This is a genomic window from Cupriavidus sp. R6-3, assembly GCF_059772245.1.
Window position 1 is genome coordinate 15,621 of the sequence record NZ_JCBAJO010000010.1, and the last position, 17,138, is coordinate 32,758.

Annotated in this window: 16 protein-coding genes; 12 read left to right on the forward strand and 4 right to left on the reverse strand. The window is 67.9% G+C overall.

From position 1 onward, the window contains the following. The first annotated feature begins 326 nt into the window (after positions 1–326). The 6 genes from AC6EI8_RS03715 (at position 327) to AC6EI8_RS03740 (ending at position 6,189) form a co-directional block, all read left to right on the forward strand. Positions 327–1,238, forward strand: a complete 912-nt coding sequence (locus AC6EI8_RS03715; RefSeq protein WP_149318982.1) for a LysR family transcriptional regulator — start codon at positions 327–329, stop codon at positions 1,236–1,238. Positions 1,239–1,361: 123 nt separating this feature from the next. Continuing rightward, entirely contained in the window at positions 1,362–3,590 is a 2,229-nt protein-coding gene (locus AC6EI8_RS03720; protein WP_498381303.1) for a TonB-dependent receptor, read from the forward strand. A 96-nt stretch (positions 3,591–3,686) separates the two neighbouring features. Then, a complete protein-coding gene (locus AC6EI8_RS03725) occupies positions 3,687–4,148 on the forward strand; it encodes a MarR family winged helix-turn-helix transcriptional regulator (protein ID WP_498381304.1) in 462 nt (153 codons plus the stop codon). A 306-nt stretch (positions 4,149–4,454) separates the two neighbouring features. Beyond that, the gene (locus AC6EI8_RS03730) at positions 4,455–5,135 is read left to right on the forward strand and encodes a glutathione S-transferase family protein (RefSeq protein ID WP_498381305.1); all 681 of its coding nucleotides are present in this window, start codon (positions 4,455–4,457) and stop codon (positions 5,133–5,135) included. 3 nt (positions 5,136–5,138) lie between these two features. Further along, the gene (locus AC6EI8_RS03735) at positions 5,139–5,462 is read left to right on the forward strand and encodes a DMT family transporter (protein WP_053821695.1); all 324 of its coding nucleotides are present in this window, start codon (positions 5,139–5,141) and stop codon (positions 5,460–5,462) included. Between the two features lie 28 nt (positions 5,463–5,490). Further along, entirely contained in the window at positions 5,491–6,189 is a 699-nt protein-coding gene (locus AC6EI8_RS03740; RefSeq protein WP_265632495.1) for an FMN-dependent NADH-azoreductase, read from the forward strand. Here AC6EI8_RS03740 and AC6EI8_RS03745 read toward each other — a convergent pair. Both AC6EI8_RS03745 and AC6EI8_RS03750 read right to left on the reverse strand, forming a co-directional pair. After that, a complete protein-coding gene (locus tag AC6EI8_RS03745) occupies positions 6,184–6,618 on the reverse strand; it encodes a DUF6841 family protein (protein WP_498381306.1) in 435 nt (144 codons plus the stop codon). The two genes, AC6EI8_RS03740 and AC6EI8_RS03745, sit on opposite strands and share 6 nt — an antisense overlap. 106 nt (positions 6,619–6,724) lie before the next feature. Further along, positions 6,725–7,708: a tripartite tricarboxylate transporter substrate binding protein gene (locus AC6EI8_RS03750; RefSeq protein WP_265632498.1), complete on the reverse strand. Its 984-nt coding sequence runs from the start codon at positions 7,706–7,708 to the stop codon at positions 6,725–6,727. A gap of 329 nt (positions 7,709–8,037) precedes the next feature. On the opposite strand from AC6EI8_RS03750, the gene AC6EI8_RS03755 reads away from it, so the two are divergent. From AC6EI8_RS03755 to AC6EI8_RS03775, 5 genes are all read left to right on the forward strand, one after another. Continuing rightward, positions 8,038–9,363, forward strand: a complete 1,326-nt coding sequence (locus tag AC6EI8_RS03755; protein ID WP_498381307.1) for an MmgE/PrpD family protein — start codon at positions 8,038–8,040, stop codon at positions 9,361–9,363. Between the two features lie 59 nt (positions 9,364–9,422). Continuing rightward, positions 9,423–10,337 (forward strand): transcriptional regulator GcvA, encoded by a 915-nt coding sequence (gene gcvA, locus AC6EI8_RS03760; protein ID WP_149318991.1) that lies wholly within the window; start codon positions 9,423–9,425, stop codon positions 10,335–10,337. 155 nt (positions 10,338–10,492) lie between these two features. After that, positions 10,493–11,656 carry an acyl-CoA dehydrogenase family protein gene (locus AC6EI8_RS03765; protein WP_265632499.1) on the forward strand — a complete coding sequence of 388 codons (1,164 nt, stop codon included), beginning with the start codon at positions 10,493–10,495 and terminating at the stop codon, positions 11,654–11,656. A gap of 50 nt (positions 11,657–11,706) precedes the next feature. Then, positions 11,707–13,890 carry an acetate--CoA ligase family protein gene (locus tag AC6EI8_RS03770; RefSeq protein WP_265632500.1) on the forward strand — a complete coding sequence of 728 codons (2,184 nt, stop codon included), beginning with the start codon at positions 11,707–11,709 and terminating at the stop codon, positions 13,888–13,890. Beyond that, the gene (locus AC6EI8_RS03775) at positions 13,887–14,756 is read left to right on the forward strand and encodes an alpha/beta fold hydrolase (RefSeq protein ID WP_265632501.1); all 870 of its coding nucleotides are present in this window, start codon (positions 13,887–13,889) and stop codon (positions 14,754–14,756) included. The genes AC6EI8_RS03770 and AC6EI8_RS03775 overlap by 4 nt, the downstream gene beginning before the upstream one ends. 12 nt (positions 14,757–14,768) lie before the next feature. Here the strand turns inward: AC6EI8_RS03775 and AC6EI8_RS03780 are convergent, their stop codons facing one another. Next, complete coding sequence (locus AC6EI8_RS03780) at positions 14,769–15,038, reverse strand: hypothetical protein (RefSeq protein WP_265632502.1); 270 nt, start codon at positions 15,036–15,038, stop codon at positions 14,769–14,771. A 110-nt stretch (positions 15,039–15,148) separates the two neighbouring features. Then, positions 15,149–16,402 (reverse strand): MFS transporter, encoded by a 1,254-nt coding sequence (locus AC6EI8_RS03785; protein WP_370639582.1) that lies wholly within the window; start codon positions 16,400–16,402, stop codon positions 15,149–15,151. Between the two features lie 231 nt (positions 16,403–16,633). Between AC6EI8_RS03785 and AC6EI8_RS03790 the strand changes: the two genes are divergently transcribed. Continuing rightward, a complete protein-coding gene (locus tag AC6EI8_RS03790; protein ID WP_226108881.1) occupies positions 16,634–17,086 on the forward strand; it encodes a winged helix-turn-helix transcriptional regulator in 453 nt (150 codons plus the stop codon). Positions 17,087–17,138 lie beyond the last annotated feature (52 nt).

Below are 17,138 nucleotides of genomic sequence, written 5' to 3' on the forward strand. Positions count from 1 at the left end.
CTTGCCTGACGGCGCTGGCGCTATCTGCGCCGTCTTGCCTGACGGCGCTGGCGTTATCTGCCCCGTCTTGCCGGACGGCGCGGCGGCTACCGGCACCGCCTTGCCCCGCCCTTCGCCGGCGGCCCATGCCCGCCCTCCGGCCGCACGATCGCTCGCCCGATCGTTCGCATAATCCGTCATCTCGTTCTCCAACACCGGAACCTCGCGATGTCGCACAGCATTGCATCGGCGGCACATCGACGGAAGTGATATAAGTTCGATCCAAACGATCGATCAGATAGATCAATCAAGCCCAGCCGAGCCACCGACTCCACCCGCTCCGCACCATGCTCGACGCCCTGACCCTCGACCAGTTGCGCACCTTCGCCACCGTCGCGGAGGCCGGCAGTTTCCGCGCTGGAGCGGCAAAGCTCGGCCGTGTGCAATCGGCCGTCAGCCACGCGATCGCCAATCTGGAGGCGCAGCTCGGCGTCGCGCTGTTCGACCGCAGCCGGCGGCGGCCGGTATTGACCGCGGAGGGCCAGGCGCTGCTGGTCAACGCGCGCGACATCCTGCTGCGCGTCGATGCGATGCGGGCGCGTGCCCGCGGCCTCGGCCAGCAACTGGAGCTGGAACTGTCGGTGGTCGTCGATACGCTGTTCCCGCTGGCGCAGATCAGTGCCGCCCTGGAAGCGATGCGCAGCCGCTATCCCTCGGTGGCGATCCGGCTCGCGGTCGAACCGCTCGGCGGGCCGCTGGCCGCCCTGCTGGAGCAGCGCGCCACGCTGGCGGTGATGGTCGGCGAGGGATTCCGCGATCCGCGCGTCGCGCTGCAGGCGCTGTCCTCGACGGAGGTGGTGGCGGTCGTGTCCGCGCATCACCCGCTGGCGGCGCGGCGGCGCGGCCCGCCGCTTGGCCTCGCCGATCTGGCCGATCACCTGCAGATCGTGCAGTCCGATCCCACGCCGCTGTCCGCCGGCCGCGACTTCGGCGTGCTGTCGCCGCAGACCTGCCGCGTCAACACGCAGGACACCAAATACGCGCTGATCCTGTCCGGCCTTGGCTGGGGCCGGCTGCCGCGATGGCTGGTCGAACGCGATCTGCGCGAAGGGCGGCTGGTGCGCGTGGCCACCACCTCGCTGGGCCGCGACGCCCGCGTCCTCTACGAAGCGTACCTGGCCCATCGCGTCGACCAGCCGCTCGGACCGGCCGCACAGGCGTTCCGCGAAGCGCTGGGCCGCATCGCCGCGCAAGGCTGACCGGCCAGTTATGTCGTGGAGTGCCAATTGGATTCCAAGATATGTTGCAAACAGGAATCGTTATCAATATGATTGACGGCTTTTTGTAACCGTAGATTACGAGAGAGCCCGGACCCACGCGCCATGAGACAGAAACTGGCCTGTTTGCAACCGTCGCGGCTGACGCCGTCGGCCCTGATCGCCGCGGCCATCGCCGGCGGCGCCCCGCTTTCCACGCTGGCGCAGCAGGCGCCGTCCGACAGCCCGGGCATCGCACCCGCGCATGAGTTGAGCACCGTCGAGGTACGGGTCGACCGCATCAAGAGCGATCTGGTCAATCCGACGCGGCAGGTCACCGTGATCGAGCGCGAGCAGATCGAGGAGCTGAAAACCGGCTCCACCAATCTGGCGACGATGCTCAGCAAGCTGATTCCCGGCATGGCCGATTCGAGCCGCACCGTGACGGACTTCGGCCAGACGCTGCGCGGACGCAGCGCGCTGGTGCTGGTCGACGGCATTCCGCTCAATACCAACCGCGATTCCGCCCGCAATCTCGCCACGATCGATCCGAGCAACATCGAGCGGATCGAGGTGCTGCGCGGCAGCAGCGCGCTCTACGGCGCAGGCGCAAGCGGCGGCATCATCTCGATCACGACCCGCACCGCGGGCGGCCCGCCCAGCGCCGACACCACCGTGACGCTGGGCACGCCGCTGACACGGCTCAGCAAGGAAGGCCTCAGCGCCAACGTGCAGCAGCACTTCTCGGGCAGCCAGGGACCGATCGACTACGCCTTCCACATCGGCGCGCAGCGCATCGGCAGCCCCTACGACGCACACGGCCATCGCATCGCGCCGGAGCCGAGCCAGGGCGATCTGTTCGATTCCAACGTCTACAACGTCAGCGGCAAGCTCGGCTGGCGCATCGACGGCCAGCAGCGCGTGCAGCTGAGCCTGAGCCGTTATCACGCCAAGCAGAACACCGACTACGCGTCGGATCCCTCGGTCGGACGCCTGCCTCCGGGTTCGGCGGCGGCGCGCGCGATTCGCGGCCTGCAGCTCGAAAACCAGAACGAGCTGCGCAACACGGTGCTGAACCTGGACTACCAGCACCAGGACTTCTTCGGCAGCACGGTGTCGACGCAGTTCTACTACCGCGACTATTTCACGCGCTTTCCCCCGTTCGACGCGCGCGCGGTCGCCACGCGCGGCGGCAACGTCGACCAGATCAGCCAGAACAGCAGCGTATTCGGCGGCCGGCTGACGGTCGGCACGCCGCTGGGCGCCAGCAAGCAGACCAAGCTGCTGTGGGGCGCGGACTACAACCAGGAACGCAGCGACATGCCGCTCGACGTGTTCAACGCCGCGCGCTACGACGCGAGCGGCGGCCTGGTGTTCCAGCGCACCGGCGAGCTGACCTATATGCCGCCGCTGACCACGCGCAGCGGCGGCGTGTTCGGCCAGCTGCAGCACAAGTTCGACGAGCGCTGGTCGATGGAAGGCGGCGTGCGCTACGAGCGCGCCAGCGCCAGCTTCGACGACTTCGTGCCGCTGTCGCAGTCGAAGGTGGCCAACCCGGTCGGCGTCAAGGGCGGCACCGTCGACTACGGCGCGTGGCTGTTCAACATCGGCGCCGCCTTTGCGCCGGTCAAGGGCCAGGAGTTCTATGGCGCCTTCAGCCAGGGCTTCCAGCTGCCCGACATCGGTCTGCAGATCCGCAACGCGCGTCCGGGCTTCGACATCAACTCGTCGAGCCTGGAGCCGGTCAAGACCAACAACTACGAACTGGGCTGGCGCGGCGCGCTGGGCAGCAACACGCTGGCCAACGTGGCGGTGTTCTACACCACCTCGAAGCTCGGCGACGTGCAGAGCTTCAACAACGGGCTGATCCTGACCCGCACCAAGGAGCGCATTTTCGGCGTCGAGGCCGCGGCCGACTACCTGACCGACGACGAGAAATGGGGCGTCGGCGGGACCTTCACCTGGATGCGCGGCCGCGAGCAGCCGCAAGGCGGCAGCAGCTTCCAGAACATGACGGGCTACCGCATTCCGCCGCTGAAGCTGACCGGCTATCTGCAATACCGGCCGATCAGCCAATGGACGAACCGGCTGCAGGTCAGCTATTACGCCGGGCGCGACTATCGGCTCAATGGCCAGAACAGCTTCGGGCGGCGCGATACCGGCAGCTATACGACGCTCGACCTGATCAGCCGCTACCAGCTGACGCGCAAGGACACCATCACGATCGGCATCGAGAACCTGCTCAATCGCGACTACTACCCCTTGTACAGCCAGCTGCTGCGCAACAGCAGCAATACCAGCCGGCTGCCGGCTGCGGGCATCACGCTGACGGCGATGTATCAGCACCGCTGGTAGGCGGCGAGCCGGGACAGGATCGGTCCCCTGCCCCGGCTCTGGCCCGCGGCATCGATCGCCGGCATAATTGCAACTGCAACGATACCGGAGAGCATCATGACGACAAACGGGCCCGACCTGTGGTTCTCCTTCGTGCGGGCGCACCGGCTGATCATCCGCGAGGTGGAACGGCGCCTTGCCGACGCCGGGCTGCCCACCTATGCGTGGTACGACGTGCTCTGGGGCCTGGAGAGCGGTCCGGGCGGCAAGCGCCGCATGCACGAGCTGGCCGACGCGCTTGTCATCGAGCGCTACAACCTGACCCGTCTGGTCGACCGGCTGGAGAGCGAGGGCCTGGTCACGCGCACTCGCTCGGCCGACGACGGCCGCGCCGCCTTCCTCACGATCACGCGCGAAGGCCGCGCGCTGCGCAAGAAGATGTGGAAGATCTACCAGGCCACGATCGCCGATCTGTTCCTGTCCCAATTCGATCCCGCCGACGAGCGGCGCTTCGCCGACGCGCTCGAGCGGGCCGCGCAGGCCGTGCGCGCTGCCGCGGCCGCATCGCGCCCTTCCTGACGCCGCTGCGCCGGTCCCTGGCCCAGGTGGGAACTGGCTGACGACCCACCACCGGGACCAACCCGCCCTCCCACCATCACGCTCGCGCACCACGCCGTGACTGTCGCCGGCCCGGCGACGGCACGCGCGCGTCGACCGCTGCCGTGCCAGCACGCCGGTGCCGCCGGCAATCCGCCGGCCGCCCTCTTCGATCGCTCCACCGATGGCCGTGCTTGCCGAAGCCGCCTCCATCGACTACAGTTGCATCTGCAACGATTGCAGATGCAACTCATAGCCATATCGCAGGACATCATCGGAGGAACCACCATGTCATCCGTCATCCCATCAAGGCTGACCACGCCGGACCTGACCTTCTACACCGCCAACACCCCCAATGGCCAGAAGGTCAGCATCTATCTGCAGGAAGCCGGATTGCCCTACCGGCAGGTGGATGTCGCCCTGGACAAGGGCGAACAGCGCCACCCCGACTATCTCGCGATCAACCCGAACGGCAAGATCCCGGCGCTGGTCGATCACGGCGAAGGCATCACCGTGTTCGAGTCCGGGGCGATCCTCGGCTATCTGTCGAGCCAGTACGGCCCCCTGCATCCGCCGCAGCGCCACGAGCAGTGGCAGGTCCAGCAATGGCTGCATTTCCAGGTCGGCGGCATCGGGCCGATGCTGGGACAGCTGTGGTGGTTCCTGCATGGCTCGCAGAGCGGAAATCGCGAAGCGATCGAGCGCTACACGAAGGAAGCGCATCGGCTCTATGGGGTGGTGGACCGACGGCTGGCGGAATCGAACTATCTGGCGCTGGACCGTTACACCATTGCCGACATCGCCGCGTTTCCGTGGTTGCGCAGCCATGACGAACTGCGGCTCGACATCGGGCAATACCGGCATGTGGCCCGCTGGCTCGAGCGCATCGCCGAGCGGCCGGCGGTACAACGCGGTCTCGCGGCGTTGCGCCGGCCCGCGGCGGCGACGCAGGATCGGGCGGAGGCGTGAGCGATGGCGTGGACCTTTCTGTTTGCCGCCGCCGCGCTGGAGATCGTGATGGGCGTCGCGCTGAAGTTGAACCAGGGCTGGACACGGCTGCTGCCGAGCGTGGTGGCCGTTGCCGCTGGACTGGCCAGCATCTACCTGCTGGCCAAGGCGCTGCGCAATCTGCCGGTGGGCACCGCCTATGCGATCTGGACCGGCATCGGCACGCTGGGGCTGGTCGCGATCGGCATCGTCAGCTTCGGCGAGGGCATGCAATGGCAGCGGCTGCTGTTCCTGACGCTGACGGTGGTGGGGATCATCGGGCTGCGGTTCTCCGAGGCGGTGAGCTGACCTGCGGCATAAACCATCGGGAGCCACGATGAAAACCGTGCTTCATGTCAGCGCCAGCCCCAATGGGGAGGCGTCGACCAGCCGCGCCACAGGCGCCGCGTTGATCGAGCGGATGCGACAGCGGGAAACGCTGCGCGTGGTCGAGCGTGACCTGGCGCGTCGTCCGCCGCCCCTGGTCGATGGCGCATTCGCGCATGCCAGCCTCGCGGCGGAGTCTACCGATGCGGCCAGCGATACGGGCGTGCTTGCCTTCTCGGCATCGCTGATCGCCGAATTGCGGGCCGCGGATCGCATCGTGATCTCCACGCCGATGCACAACTTCACGGTACCCGCCACGCTCAAGGCCTGGATCGACCAGATCCTGCGCCCCGGCCGCACCTTCGCGCGCACGCCGGAAGGCAAGAAGGGAATGCTGCCCGACCGCCCGGTCTATCTGATCGTCGGCAGCGGCGGGCCGCTCGGCGATGACGGCAAGGGGCAGCCGGATTTCCTGACGCCGTATCTGCGTCACGCGCTGGCCACCGCCGGCCTGCACGACCTGTCGGTGTTGCGGCTGGACAATCTGCGGCGCGGACCCGCCTGTCTCGAGCGCGCGCAGGCCCTGGCCGACGCGTGGATCGCGCAGCAGATCGCGGCGCTGTCTCCGCCACCGCGCGGCTCGTCGGCGCCTATCGAGGCGCCAGCGTTGGCACCGCGGCAAGACCGGCTCAACCGCGAAGCACTATGACGTGATCCCCTGCGCGCGCAGTTCCGCTTCCTCGTCGCCGGCGATCCAGCCGAAGATCCTGGCATCGCCCTCGCGCAGCTGGACCAGGTAGTGGACGCTGAACCGCACCGCGCGAGGGGCCTCGCCGGGGCGCTCGAAGGTGGAGGCCCACGCCACGCTGGCGACGCCATGCATCCGGTCGATCTGGTGCACCGCCACATGGTCGACGGCCATATCGCGCATGCCCATCGCGCGGTAGTGATCGAAGCCCTTGCCCATCACGCCGCGTAGTTGCTCGTCGTTGGTGCCGGTCATCACGCCGCCGGGCCACGCCGTGATAAAACTCTCGGCAAAAAATCCGGCCACCGTTTCCAGGTCGGCCTCGCCGCGCAGGCCCTGCACGAAGCACTGCTGGTATCGCTCGAATAGCTGCTCGATGTCTTGCTGCATGGGTCTGCTCCTCGATGGGTGTTTCCCCTCCCCGGTCCCTTCGGACAAGATAGTCAAACATCAATCAATCCGCCTGGCCATCGCAGCCATCGCAGTCGGCCCGCGTTCATTGCAGCGAGATGTGCACCGTCTGGAATACCTTGCCCCAGCGATCGACCTCTTCGACCAGGTACTGCCGGAACTGCTCGCGCGAGCCGCCGACGACAATGGCCCCCTGCGATACCAGCGTGTCGCGCACGTCGGGCGAGGCCAGCGCCTTGTTGACTTCGGCGTTCAGGCGGTCGAGCACTTCCCTGGGCGTTCCCGCCGGCGCCAGCAGGCCGTTCCACGAATCGGCCTCGAATCCGGGCAGCCCCGCCTCCTCCATCGTCGGCAGCTGCGGCATCTGCGGCATGCGCTTCTTCGATGCCACCGCGATCGCGCGCGGATTGCCGGACTTCAACGTGGGCAACGCCGACATCGACGTCATGAACACCATGTCGACGGTGCCTGCCATCAGGTCCGTGAGCGCGGCCGACGCTCCCTTGTAAGGAACATGCAGCATGTCGATGCCCGCGCGCTGCTTCAGCAGTTCGCCGGCCAGGTGCTGCGATCCGCCGGCGCCGGTCGAGCCGAAGGTCAAGGTCCCCGGCTTTTTCTTCGCCAGTGCGATCAGCGAGCGCAGGTCGTGCGCCGGCAGCCTGGTCGATACCGCCAGCACGGCCGGCGCCGTCATCACGTTGGCGATCGGCTCGAAGCTCTTGAGCACATCGAACTTCAGCCCCTTGTAAAGGTACTTGGTCATCGTGATCGGCGCCGCGGCCAGCAGCAGCGTGTAGCCATCCGGGGGCGCCGACGCGACATAGTCGGAGGCGATGTTGGAACCCGCGCCCACCTTGTTCTCGACGATGACCGGCTGCCCCAGCCCCGCCTGCAGCTTGCCGGCCAGCAAGCGCGCCGTCAGATCGGTGGGGCCGCCGGCCTGGTAGCCGACGATGATGCGGATCGGCTTGGTGGGATAGCCGGACGGCGTGGCATGTGCCGCGGTGGCAAAGGAAAGGATCAGCGCACCGGCGGCGAGCGCGCCGGCGATCGGACCGAATGTCTTCATGGATGTCTCCGTCATGGCATCAGGGATGGCGCATTGCCGCATGGCTGCGCTCTGTTCGTCGGCAACGACCGGCTGGTGCCCGCCGTTTTCCGCATGGCAACCGCGACATACCGCACGTGTCCGGTCGAACCATCGCCATGGTGTGTGAACCGCTCGCCCCTGAGAACTTCCGATTCGGCCCGCTGCCATGAGAAAAACTCAATACAGCGCCACTGGTCCCGCACCGCCCTGGCATTCCTGTATGTCATACCTGCACGATCAATTGGAAGTTGCCATCCGCACCGCCCTGCGCGAGCATCGGCGCCAGCCTGCCAACGTGAACGGACCCCATGACCATCATCGAGACCTTTTCCGCCTTCGCCCAGCAGCCCGGCCCCGGCGCGCGCTCCAGCGAAGTGATCCACCACGCCAAGCGTGCGGTGATCGACTGGTATGCGGCATTGCTGCCGGGCGCGGTCGTCGCGCCTTGCACGCTGCTGGAGCGCGCCTGCGCCGACGATCTCGATCGCGGCGATGCCCGCCTGGCCCTGGGGCGCCCGGCCACCGCGCGAACCGCGGCGCTGATCAACGGCACCGCCGCGCATACGGTGGAGGTCGACGACATCTACAAGCACGCGATCTACCATCCGGGCGCGCCCACGATCGCGGCCGCGCTTGCCGCCGCCCAGCAACGCCGGGCAAGCGGCGCGGCATTCCTGCACGCGGTGGTGATCGGCTACGAGATCTCGACGCGGATCGGCGCGGCGCTTGGCCGCACGCATTACCGTTACTGGCACAACACCGGCACCGTCGGCACCTTTGGCGCCGCCGGGGCCGCCGCTGCCCTGTTCCAGCTCGATGCCGCGCGCTTTGCGCATGCGCTTGCCACCAGCGCCACCTTCGCCGCGGGCCTGCAGCAGGCGTTTCGCATGGACTCGATGTCCAAGCCGCTGCATTCGGGCCGGGCCGCCGAGGCGGGACTGTTGGCCGCGATGGCGGCCGAGGCCGGGGTCACCGGTTCGCTCGACGTGATCGACGGCGAAGCGGGCCTGGGACGCGCGATGAGCGACGGGCCGGATTGGCAGGCGGCCGCCGCAACACTGGGCCGCGATTTCCATATCACGCAGATCACCTTCAAGAACCACGCCTGCTGCGGCCACACCTTCGCCGCGATCGACGGCGCCCAGGCCTTGCAGCGCGCGCATGGGTTCTCCGTCGACGATATCGCCGCGGTGCGGATCGGCACCTATCGCCCGGCCCTCGATGTTGCCGGCAACCCCGACCCGCGCACCGCGGCCGAGGCCCGCTTCAGCGTGCCGTTTGTCGTGGCCTCGGCGCTGATCCATGGCAGCGTGCGGCTGGCCGCGTTCTCCGCGGAACGGCTGGCCGATCCGGCGATCCGCGCCCTGATGTCGCGCATCGAACTGTCGGTCGACGGCCAGCTCGATGCCGCCTTCCCGGGACAACGCGCGGCGCGCGTCACGGTACGCCTGCGCGATGGGCGCGAACTGACCCATCTGCAGCCGAACCGCAAGGGCGATCCCGAAGAGCCGCTGAGCGATGCCGACCTCGACGACAAGTTCGTCGAGCTGGTGGAGCCGGTGCTGGGCCCGGCCCGAACGCGCACGCTGCTGCGGCAGCTGTGGGCGCTCGACAGCGCGGTCTCGTTGCCCTGAGGGGATGGTGCGTCCGATGGCATAGATATAATGAAAAGTCATTGCTCGGACGCGACAACATGGCTCGGCGTATTCCCCCCTTGAACCCGCTGCGGGTCTTCGAAGTCGTGGCACGCAGTCAGAACCTGACCGTTGCCGCGCAGGAACTGCACGTTTCCCAGTCGGCGGTCAGCCGGCAGATCGCGGTACTCGAGGGCTACCTGGGCGTCGAGCTGTTTCGGCGAGAACGCCACGGCGTCTCGCTGACGCGCGTCGGCCAGGCCTATGCCGAGGAGGTCGTCCCGGCCTTCGATGCCATTGCCACCGCGACGGCGCGGCTGCTGAAGAACACCTCGCAGGGCGCACTGCGCGTGCGCACCTACACGACCTTCGCGGCGAAATGGCTGATCCCGCGGCTGCCGGACTTCCAGGCCCAGTATCCCAGCGTCGAAGTGCGCATCGACAACGCGATTCCCGATGTCGACTTCGATCGCGATCCCGCCGATCTTGCCATCCAGTTCGGCGACGGCCGCTGGCCCCGGGTCAGCGCCGACTTCCTGTTCCACGACGAGATCGAACCGGTCTGCACGCCCGAGTACCTGCGCACGCATCGCGGCGGCAGCCGGGGCAAGCCCGAAGCGCTCCTGCGCCACCGCCTGCTGGTGTCGCACTATCGCCGCAACGACTGGGATGATTGGCTGGCGTTCGCGGGCCTGACCGAGATGGCCGAGCGCACCGAACGCATGAGCTTCGGCAGTTCGGTGCTGACCTGGCAGGCCGCCCTCGATGGGCTTGGCATCGCGATCGGACAGGCGGCCATGCTGCAGGCCGAGCTGGCCTCCGGCCGCCTGATCCGGCCATTCGCGCGGCCGCTGGTGCGCAGCAAGTCCTACTATCTGGTCCGGCCGGCCGTGCAGCGCGAGTCCCGCAAGGTGACGGCATTCCGGGACTGGCTGCTCGACACCGTGGCGCGCGAACAGCGTGCGGCGAAATGAAGGACGCGCGTCGAGCGCCGCGCATCGCCCGACGCGGCCGCACGCGGCTCCAGGTATGACGATAAGTTCTACCTGCCCTCCAAACACGAAGTTCACAACCGTCTCGGGATAGCGGAAGCTGATGCCTGGCTTCCGCCCCATCCCGAGACATCGACATGAACTTTGAACTCAGCGAAGAGCATCAGGCATTTGCGGAATCGGTGCGCCGGTTCGCCCAGGACAAGCTCGCGCCCGGCGCGCTGCAGCGCGCGCATTCCGCCCAGTACCCGTGGGACGCGGCACGCATGCTGGCCGAGCAGGGATTGCTCGGCATCGCCTTCCCCGAAGAGGACGGCGGCCAGGGCGGCACGCTGATGCACGCGGTCATCGCGATCCAGGAAATCGCGCTGGTCTGCCCGAAGAGCGCGGACATCGTGCAGGCCGGCAATTTCGGGCCGATCCGCACCTTCGTCGAATACGCGACGCCCGAACAGAAGGCGCGCTTCCTGCCCGATCTGCTCGCCGGCCGCAAACTGATCGCGCTCGGCATGACCGAGCCGGAGGCCGGCTCCGCCGTCACCGAGCTGCGCACCACCGCGCGCCGCGACGGCGACCACTACGTGATCGACGGCAGCAAGATCTTCTCCACGCACAGCCCCGAGGCCGAGCTGTTCCTGATCTACGTACGCTTCGGCCCCGGCGTCAACGGCATCGGTTCGGTGCTGGTGGAACGCGGCGCGCCGGGCTTCCAGGTCGGCGAGCCGTCGAAATTCATGAGCGGCGAGCAATGGTGCCAGCTCTATTTCGAGGACTGCCGCATTCCCGCCGACAACCTGCTGCTTGGCGAAGGCGGCTTCAAGCGCCAGATCGCCGGCTTCAACGTCGAGCGGCTGGGCAACTCGTCGCGCGCCCTCGCGCTCGGCCGCCACTGCTTCAACGTCGCGCGCGAACATGCGATGGTGCGCAAGCAGTTCGGTCGCGAATTGTGCGAATTCCAGGGGATTCAATGGAAGTTCGCGGAGATGGCTATGAAGCTCGAATCCGCCCAGCTTCTGCTGTATCGCGCGGCCATGGAGGGCGAGCACGGCCTGCCGTCCGCGCATAGCACGGCAATGGCCAAGCTGGCCTGCAACCAGGCAGGCTGGGACGTCGCCAACGAGGCGCTGCAGATCATGGGCGGCATGGGCTACAGCCAGGAATCGATCGTCGAATATTGCCTGCGCCGCATCCGCGGATGGATGATCGCCGGCGGCTCGATCGAGATGCTGAAAAATCGCATCGCCGAGGGCGTGTTCGGCCGATCGTTCCCGCAGCGCCCGCCCAGGCCAGCCACAAACTGAGCAGGCCAGCCGACCGCACCGACTTTCCTCATACCCCGTTTCCAGTTGCGATGAATTCAACCTCTGCAGCATCCGGCCACATCGACTCCGCCCTCGCGCAGGCGCTGCTGTCTCCGCGCAGCGTGGCGCTGTTCGGCGCCTCCGACGACCCGGCCAAGACCGCGGGACGGCCGTTGAAATTCCTGCGTGCCGCCGGCTATCGCGGAACGATCTATCCGATCAATCCGAATCGCGATACGGTGCAGGGCGAAACCGCCTACCCGAGCCTGGCTTCGCTGCCGCAGGTGCCCGACCACGTGTTCGTGCTGACGCCGACCGAGACCGTGCTCGATGTGGTGCGCGAGAGCGCCCGCCTCGGCGTCAAGGTGGTGACCATCCTCGCCAGCGGCTTTGCCGAGTCGGGGCCCGAAGGCGCGGCCAGGGAAGCGGAACTGCATGCCCTGAGCCGGCAGACCGGCATCCGCGTGCTCGGCCCCAGCAGCCTCGGTGTCATCCATCCGCGGGCCGGCGTCGTGCTGACCGCCAATGCGGCCTTCGCCGAGCCGGAACTGCCGCGGGGACGGGTGTTCGTCGCCTCGCACAGCGGCAGCATGATCGGCTCGCTGGTCTCGCGCGGCAAGGCGCGCGGCGTCGGCTTTGCGGGACTGGTGTCGGTCGGCGGAGAGGCCGACCTGTGCATCGGCGAAATCTGCTCCGCCACGCTGGACGATCCTTCGATCGACGGCTACCTGCTGTTTCTCGAGAGCCTGCGCCACGGCGACAAGCTGCGTGCCTTCGCGATCGAGGCCGCCCGGCGCGGCAAACCCGTGATTGCCTACAAGCTCGGGCGATCGGCCGCCGCCGCCGAAATGGCCGCGACCCATACCGGCGCGCTGGCCGGCGAGGACGATATCGCCGATGCCTTCCTGAAGGATCTCGGCATTGCGCGCGTCGGCGTGCTGGAAGCGCTGCTGGAAGCGTTTCCGCTGGCACGGCGCATTCCGTTGGCGCAGCCGGGTACGCCGTCACACAGCGAGCCACACAGCGAGCGACACAGCCAGCCACGCAGCACGCCACACAGCCCGCCACACAGCCCGCCACGCCCGCAGCCACGCCGCGTGGGCGTGGTCACCACCACGGGCGGCGGCGCGGCGATGGTCGTCGATCAGCTCGGTATCCGCGATGTGGTGGTGGAACCGGCCTCCCCGGCGACGCTCGACAAGCTGGCCGCAGCCGGTATCGCGGTCTCGCCGGGACGCGTGCTCGACCTGACGCTGGCCGGCACCAACTACAAGGTCATGAAGACGGCGCTCGACATCATGTTCGAGGCACCGGAGTTCGATATCGTGCTGGCCGTCGTCGGCTCCTCGGCGCGCTTCCAGCCGCAGCTCGCGGTCAAGCCGATCATCGACAGCGCCGACAGCGCCAAGCCGCTGGCCGCGATGCTGGTGCCCGACGCACCCGAGGCGCTGGCCGCGCTGACGGCCGCCGGCGTGCCATGCTTCCGTTCGCCCGAACCGTGTGCCGATGCCATTGCCGCGGTGCTGGCACGACGCGCTCCCGGCATTCAACCCGCGGCGCAACCGAAGCGCAATCGGCCGCCGCGCGGGCTCAGCGAAGCGCAGGCCTACGCCGTGCTGGAACGGCTCGGCGTGCCGTACGCGCCGGCGATCACGCTGCCGATCGACGGCCCCGTGCCGGCGCTGCCCTTCGGCTATCCGGTGGTCGCCAAGGTCTGCTCGCCGGAGATTCCGCACAAGACCGAAGTGGGCGGCGTGGTGCTCGGCATTCAGGACGCCCGTCAACTGGAAAACGCATTGGCGGCGCTGCAGACCAACGTGGCCGAGCGCGCGCCGACCGTGCGATGCGATGAAGTCCTGGTGCAGCCGATGACCAAGGGCCTGACCGAGGTGCTGGTCGGCTACCGTATCGATCCGGACGCCGGCCCGATCGTCATGCTGGCCGCCGGCGGCATCTGGGCCGAGGTGGCGCGCGATCGAAGCATCCGGCTGGCGCCGGTGACGGTCGAGGTCGCGCGCGACATGGTCGCCGAAGTGAAGGCCCTGAAGACGGTGTCGGGGCTGCGCGGCAAGGCCCGCGGCGACCTCGAGGCGCTGGCCAGGGCCGTCTGCGCGCTGTCCCAGCTGGCGGTGCGCCCGGAGCTCGGCATCGCCGAAGCCGAAGTCAACCCGATGATGGTGCTGCCCGAGGGGCAAGGTGTGCTCGCCGTCGATGCCCTCGTGCTGACATCGTGAGTTCCCCCGCCCTTCCCCTCGCCCCCGCGATGAACGCCGAACTGATCCGCCTGGACCGACGCGCCGAGACCTGCGTCGTGCACGATGCCGACCGCGCGATGGTCTGGCGCAAGTTCGGCGGCGGGCCGCCGCTGGTGCTGATCCATGGCGGCCATGGCAACTGGATGCATTGGGTCCGCAATATCGAGCCCTTGTCGGCAACCCACACGCTGTGGGTGCCCGATCTGCCGGGCTTCGGCCAGTCCGATGCGCTGCCGGGAGATCCCCACGCCGCCGATCGGCTCAATCGCCTGGTCGGCACCGTCATCGCGACGCTGGACCGCCTGGTCGGTGCGGATGCGATCGTCTCGCTCGCCGGCTTTTCCTTCGGCGGACTGGTGGCCGCCCAAGTCGCGGCCAGGCGCGGCGGCACGGCGCGGCTCGCCCTGCTGGGGCCTGCCGGACACGGCGGCACGCGGCGCCAGCGCATGGAGATGATGGACTGGCGCAAGGACGATCCGCACGCCATGCGAGTCGCGCTGCGGCATAACCTGCTCGCGCTGATGCTGCATGAGGAAGGCGGCATCGACGAGACCGCCATGCTGGTGCACGAGCTTGCCTGCCGCGCAACGCGCTTTCGCAGCAAGGCGATCTCGCGGCAGGCGCTGCTGGAAACCGCGCTGGACGCGTTCCATGGCCCCACGCTGCTGATGTGGGGCGAGCACGATGTCACCGCCTCGCCGATCGATGCGGCCAGCCGGCTGACCGGGACCGCGACGCATCGGGACTGGTGCCTCGTTCCGGGCGCGGGACACTGGGTCCAGTACGAGCGCCATCGCGAGGTCAATACGCTGCTGGCGCGCTGGTTTGGATCGGCGCAGTGCTGACGGACTCGCGGCCTACTCGCCAAATTCCTGCTGGATGCGCGGCGCCTGCGGGCACTGCCGGTCCAGCGACTCGCGGTACCTGACGCAGCCGCGCAGGAACTGCGGCCAGTCCGGGACCGCGGGCGTATGCGTGGCGGCATCGGGCAGCAAGGCCCACAGGTCGGGGTGATGCCAGCACAGGTCGTGGCCCGAGGCATCCCGATGGCGGCGGATGCCGGCTCGCAATCGCTTCACTTCTTCGATCAGCTGCTCGCGGCTCATCGTCTTGATGTCGTCGTCCATGGCGTCCTCCTGCGTGGCGTGCGTGTCCTGCGTGTGCTGCGTTTCCGTGGGCCGGAGAAGACGCCACGCGTAGCGATTTCCTTTGCGGCGCCCTCTCCGAAACCTTCAGCTTAGGCCGGTTGCGCGCAGGCCGCCGAAGCCCGTGGCATATGGCGCAGCGTCAACGCCCAGAACGCCAGCGCCGTGGCACTGATCCCACCGCCGAGCAGGCAGACCGCCGGCCATCCCGCGGCCGCATAGACCCATGTCGATGCGATGGCGCCCAGCCCGCTGCCCACCGAATAGAACAGCATGTAACAGCCGACGAGACGGCTGTGCGCGTCGCGCTGCGCCGCGAAAATCATGCTCTGGTTGGCGACATGGATGGCCTGCCCGCCGAGGTCTAGCGCAACGATGCCGATCACCAGCCACCACAGGCCGTGCGAATCGAACCACCACAGCGGCAGCCATGAGAGCAGCAGCACCAGCAGCGCGCCGCCGGTGACCTGCTGACCCATGCCACGGTCGGCGAGACGGCCGGCACGCGCGGCCGCCAGCGCGCCCACCACGCCGACCAGTCCGAACGCCCCGATCGCCGTGTGCGACAGCGCATAAGGCGGCGCGCTCAGCGGCAAGACCAGCGCGCTCCAGAACACGCTGAACGCGGCGAACATCAGCATCGCGATCGCGCCCCGGATCTGCAGCACGCGGTCCTGACGCAGCAAGGTCAGCATCGACAGGATCAGTCGTGGATAGCTCAGCCGCGTTGTCGCGGGCGTCTGTGCCGGCAGACGACGCCACAGGATCAGAGACAGCGCCAGCATCGCCAGCGCCGAGAACAGATACACGCCGCGCCATCCGGCCACATCGGCGATCAGGCCGGCGAGCACGCGCGCCAGCAACAGGCCGATCACGACGCCCCCCTGCGCGGCCCCCACTACCCTTCCGCGCTCCGATGGCGCGCCGGCGGTCGCGGCGTAGGCGATCAAACCCTGCGTCATCGCGGTACCGAGCAAGCCCACGGCCAGCATGCCGGCCAGCAAAGCCGGCGCAGATCCGGCCGCGGCCACCGCGATCAGCGCACCCACCAGTGCAGCGGCCTGCCCCAGCATCAAGCGCCGCCGATCCATGCGATCGCCCAGCGGCACCAGCAGCAACAAGGCCAGGGCACAGCCGACCTGCGTGGCCGTGATCACGCCGCCCACCGCGGCATGGTCCAGCGCGAACTGCGCGCCGAGCGCGTCGAGCAAGGGCTGCGCGTAGTAGACGTTGGCCACGCTGAGCCCGCAGGCACAGGCAAACAGCGCCACCAATGCGCTCGGCATCGGGCTCGTGGACGACGTTGGTTGCGTGGGTACAGGGCCTGTCGGCGGTTCGCCCGGCATGGTTTCTCCTTTCGTCGAGGTGGGTTCAAACGTGGTTTCCAGCCTGGCTTCAAACGTGGCCTCGAAGGGGGCCTCGAAGGTGGCCTCGAAGGTGGCCTCGAAGGTGGCCTCCCACGTGCGCTCAAGGTGGTCTCAAATCAAGACTGGTTTGATTATAGGCAGACTGGTCTTAAAATGAAACCACCAAGACGAAAAGATGACCTGACTCAGCCCCCTACCGAAGGAGTACCCATGGCAAAACGTCGCGACAACCAGACGGAAACCTGTCCGGTTGCCCGCTCGCTGGATTTGGTCGGCGATCGCTGGTGCCTGCTGATCGTGCGCGACGCCTTCGATGGCGTACGCCGCTTCAGCGAATTCCAGCGGCGGCTCGGCGTGGCACGCAGCATCCTGGCCGATCGCCTGCGCCTGCTGGTCGAAGCCGGCATCTTCGAGATCAGCCCGGCATCGGACGGCACGTCGTATCAGGAATATGTGCTGACCCCGAAGGGCGAGCGGCTATTTCCGGTGATCGTGGCCCTGCGCCAATGGGGCGAGCAGCATCTGTTCGGATCGCGGGATGCGCGCTCGGTGCTGGTCGACAAGCGCACCGGAAAACCGCTGGCTCCGATGGAGCCGCGGTCGGTGGATGGGGAGGTGGTGCGGGCTTGGGAGACGGTGGTGAAGGTTCCACAAACAAATTGAGGAAATCCGCGCGAATGCTTCACTTCTTCCGTCCCCCATCGATATGGCCTCG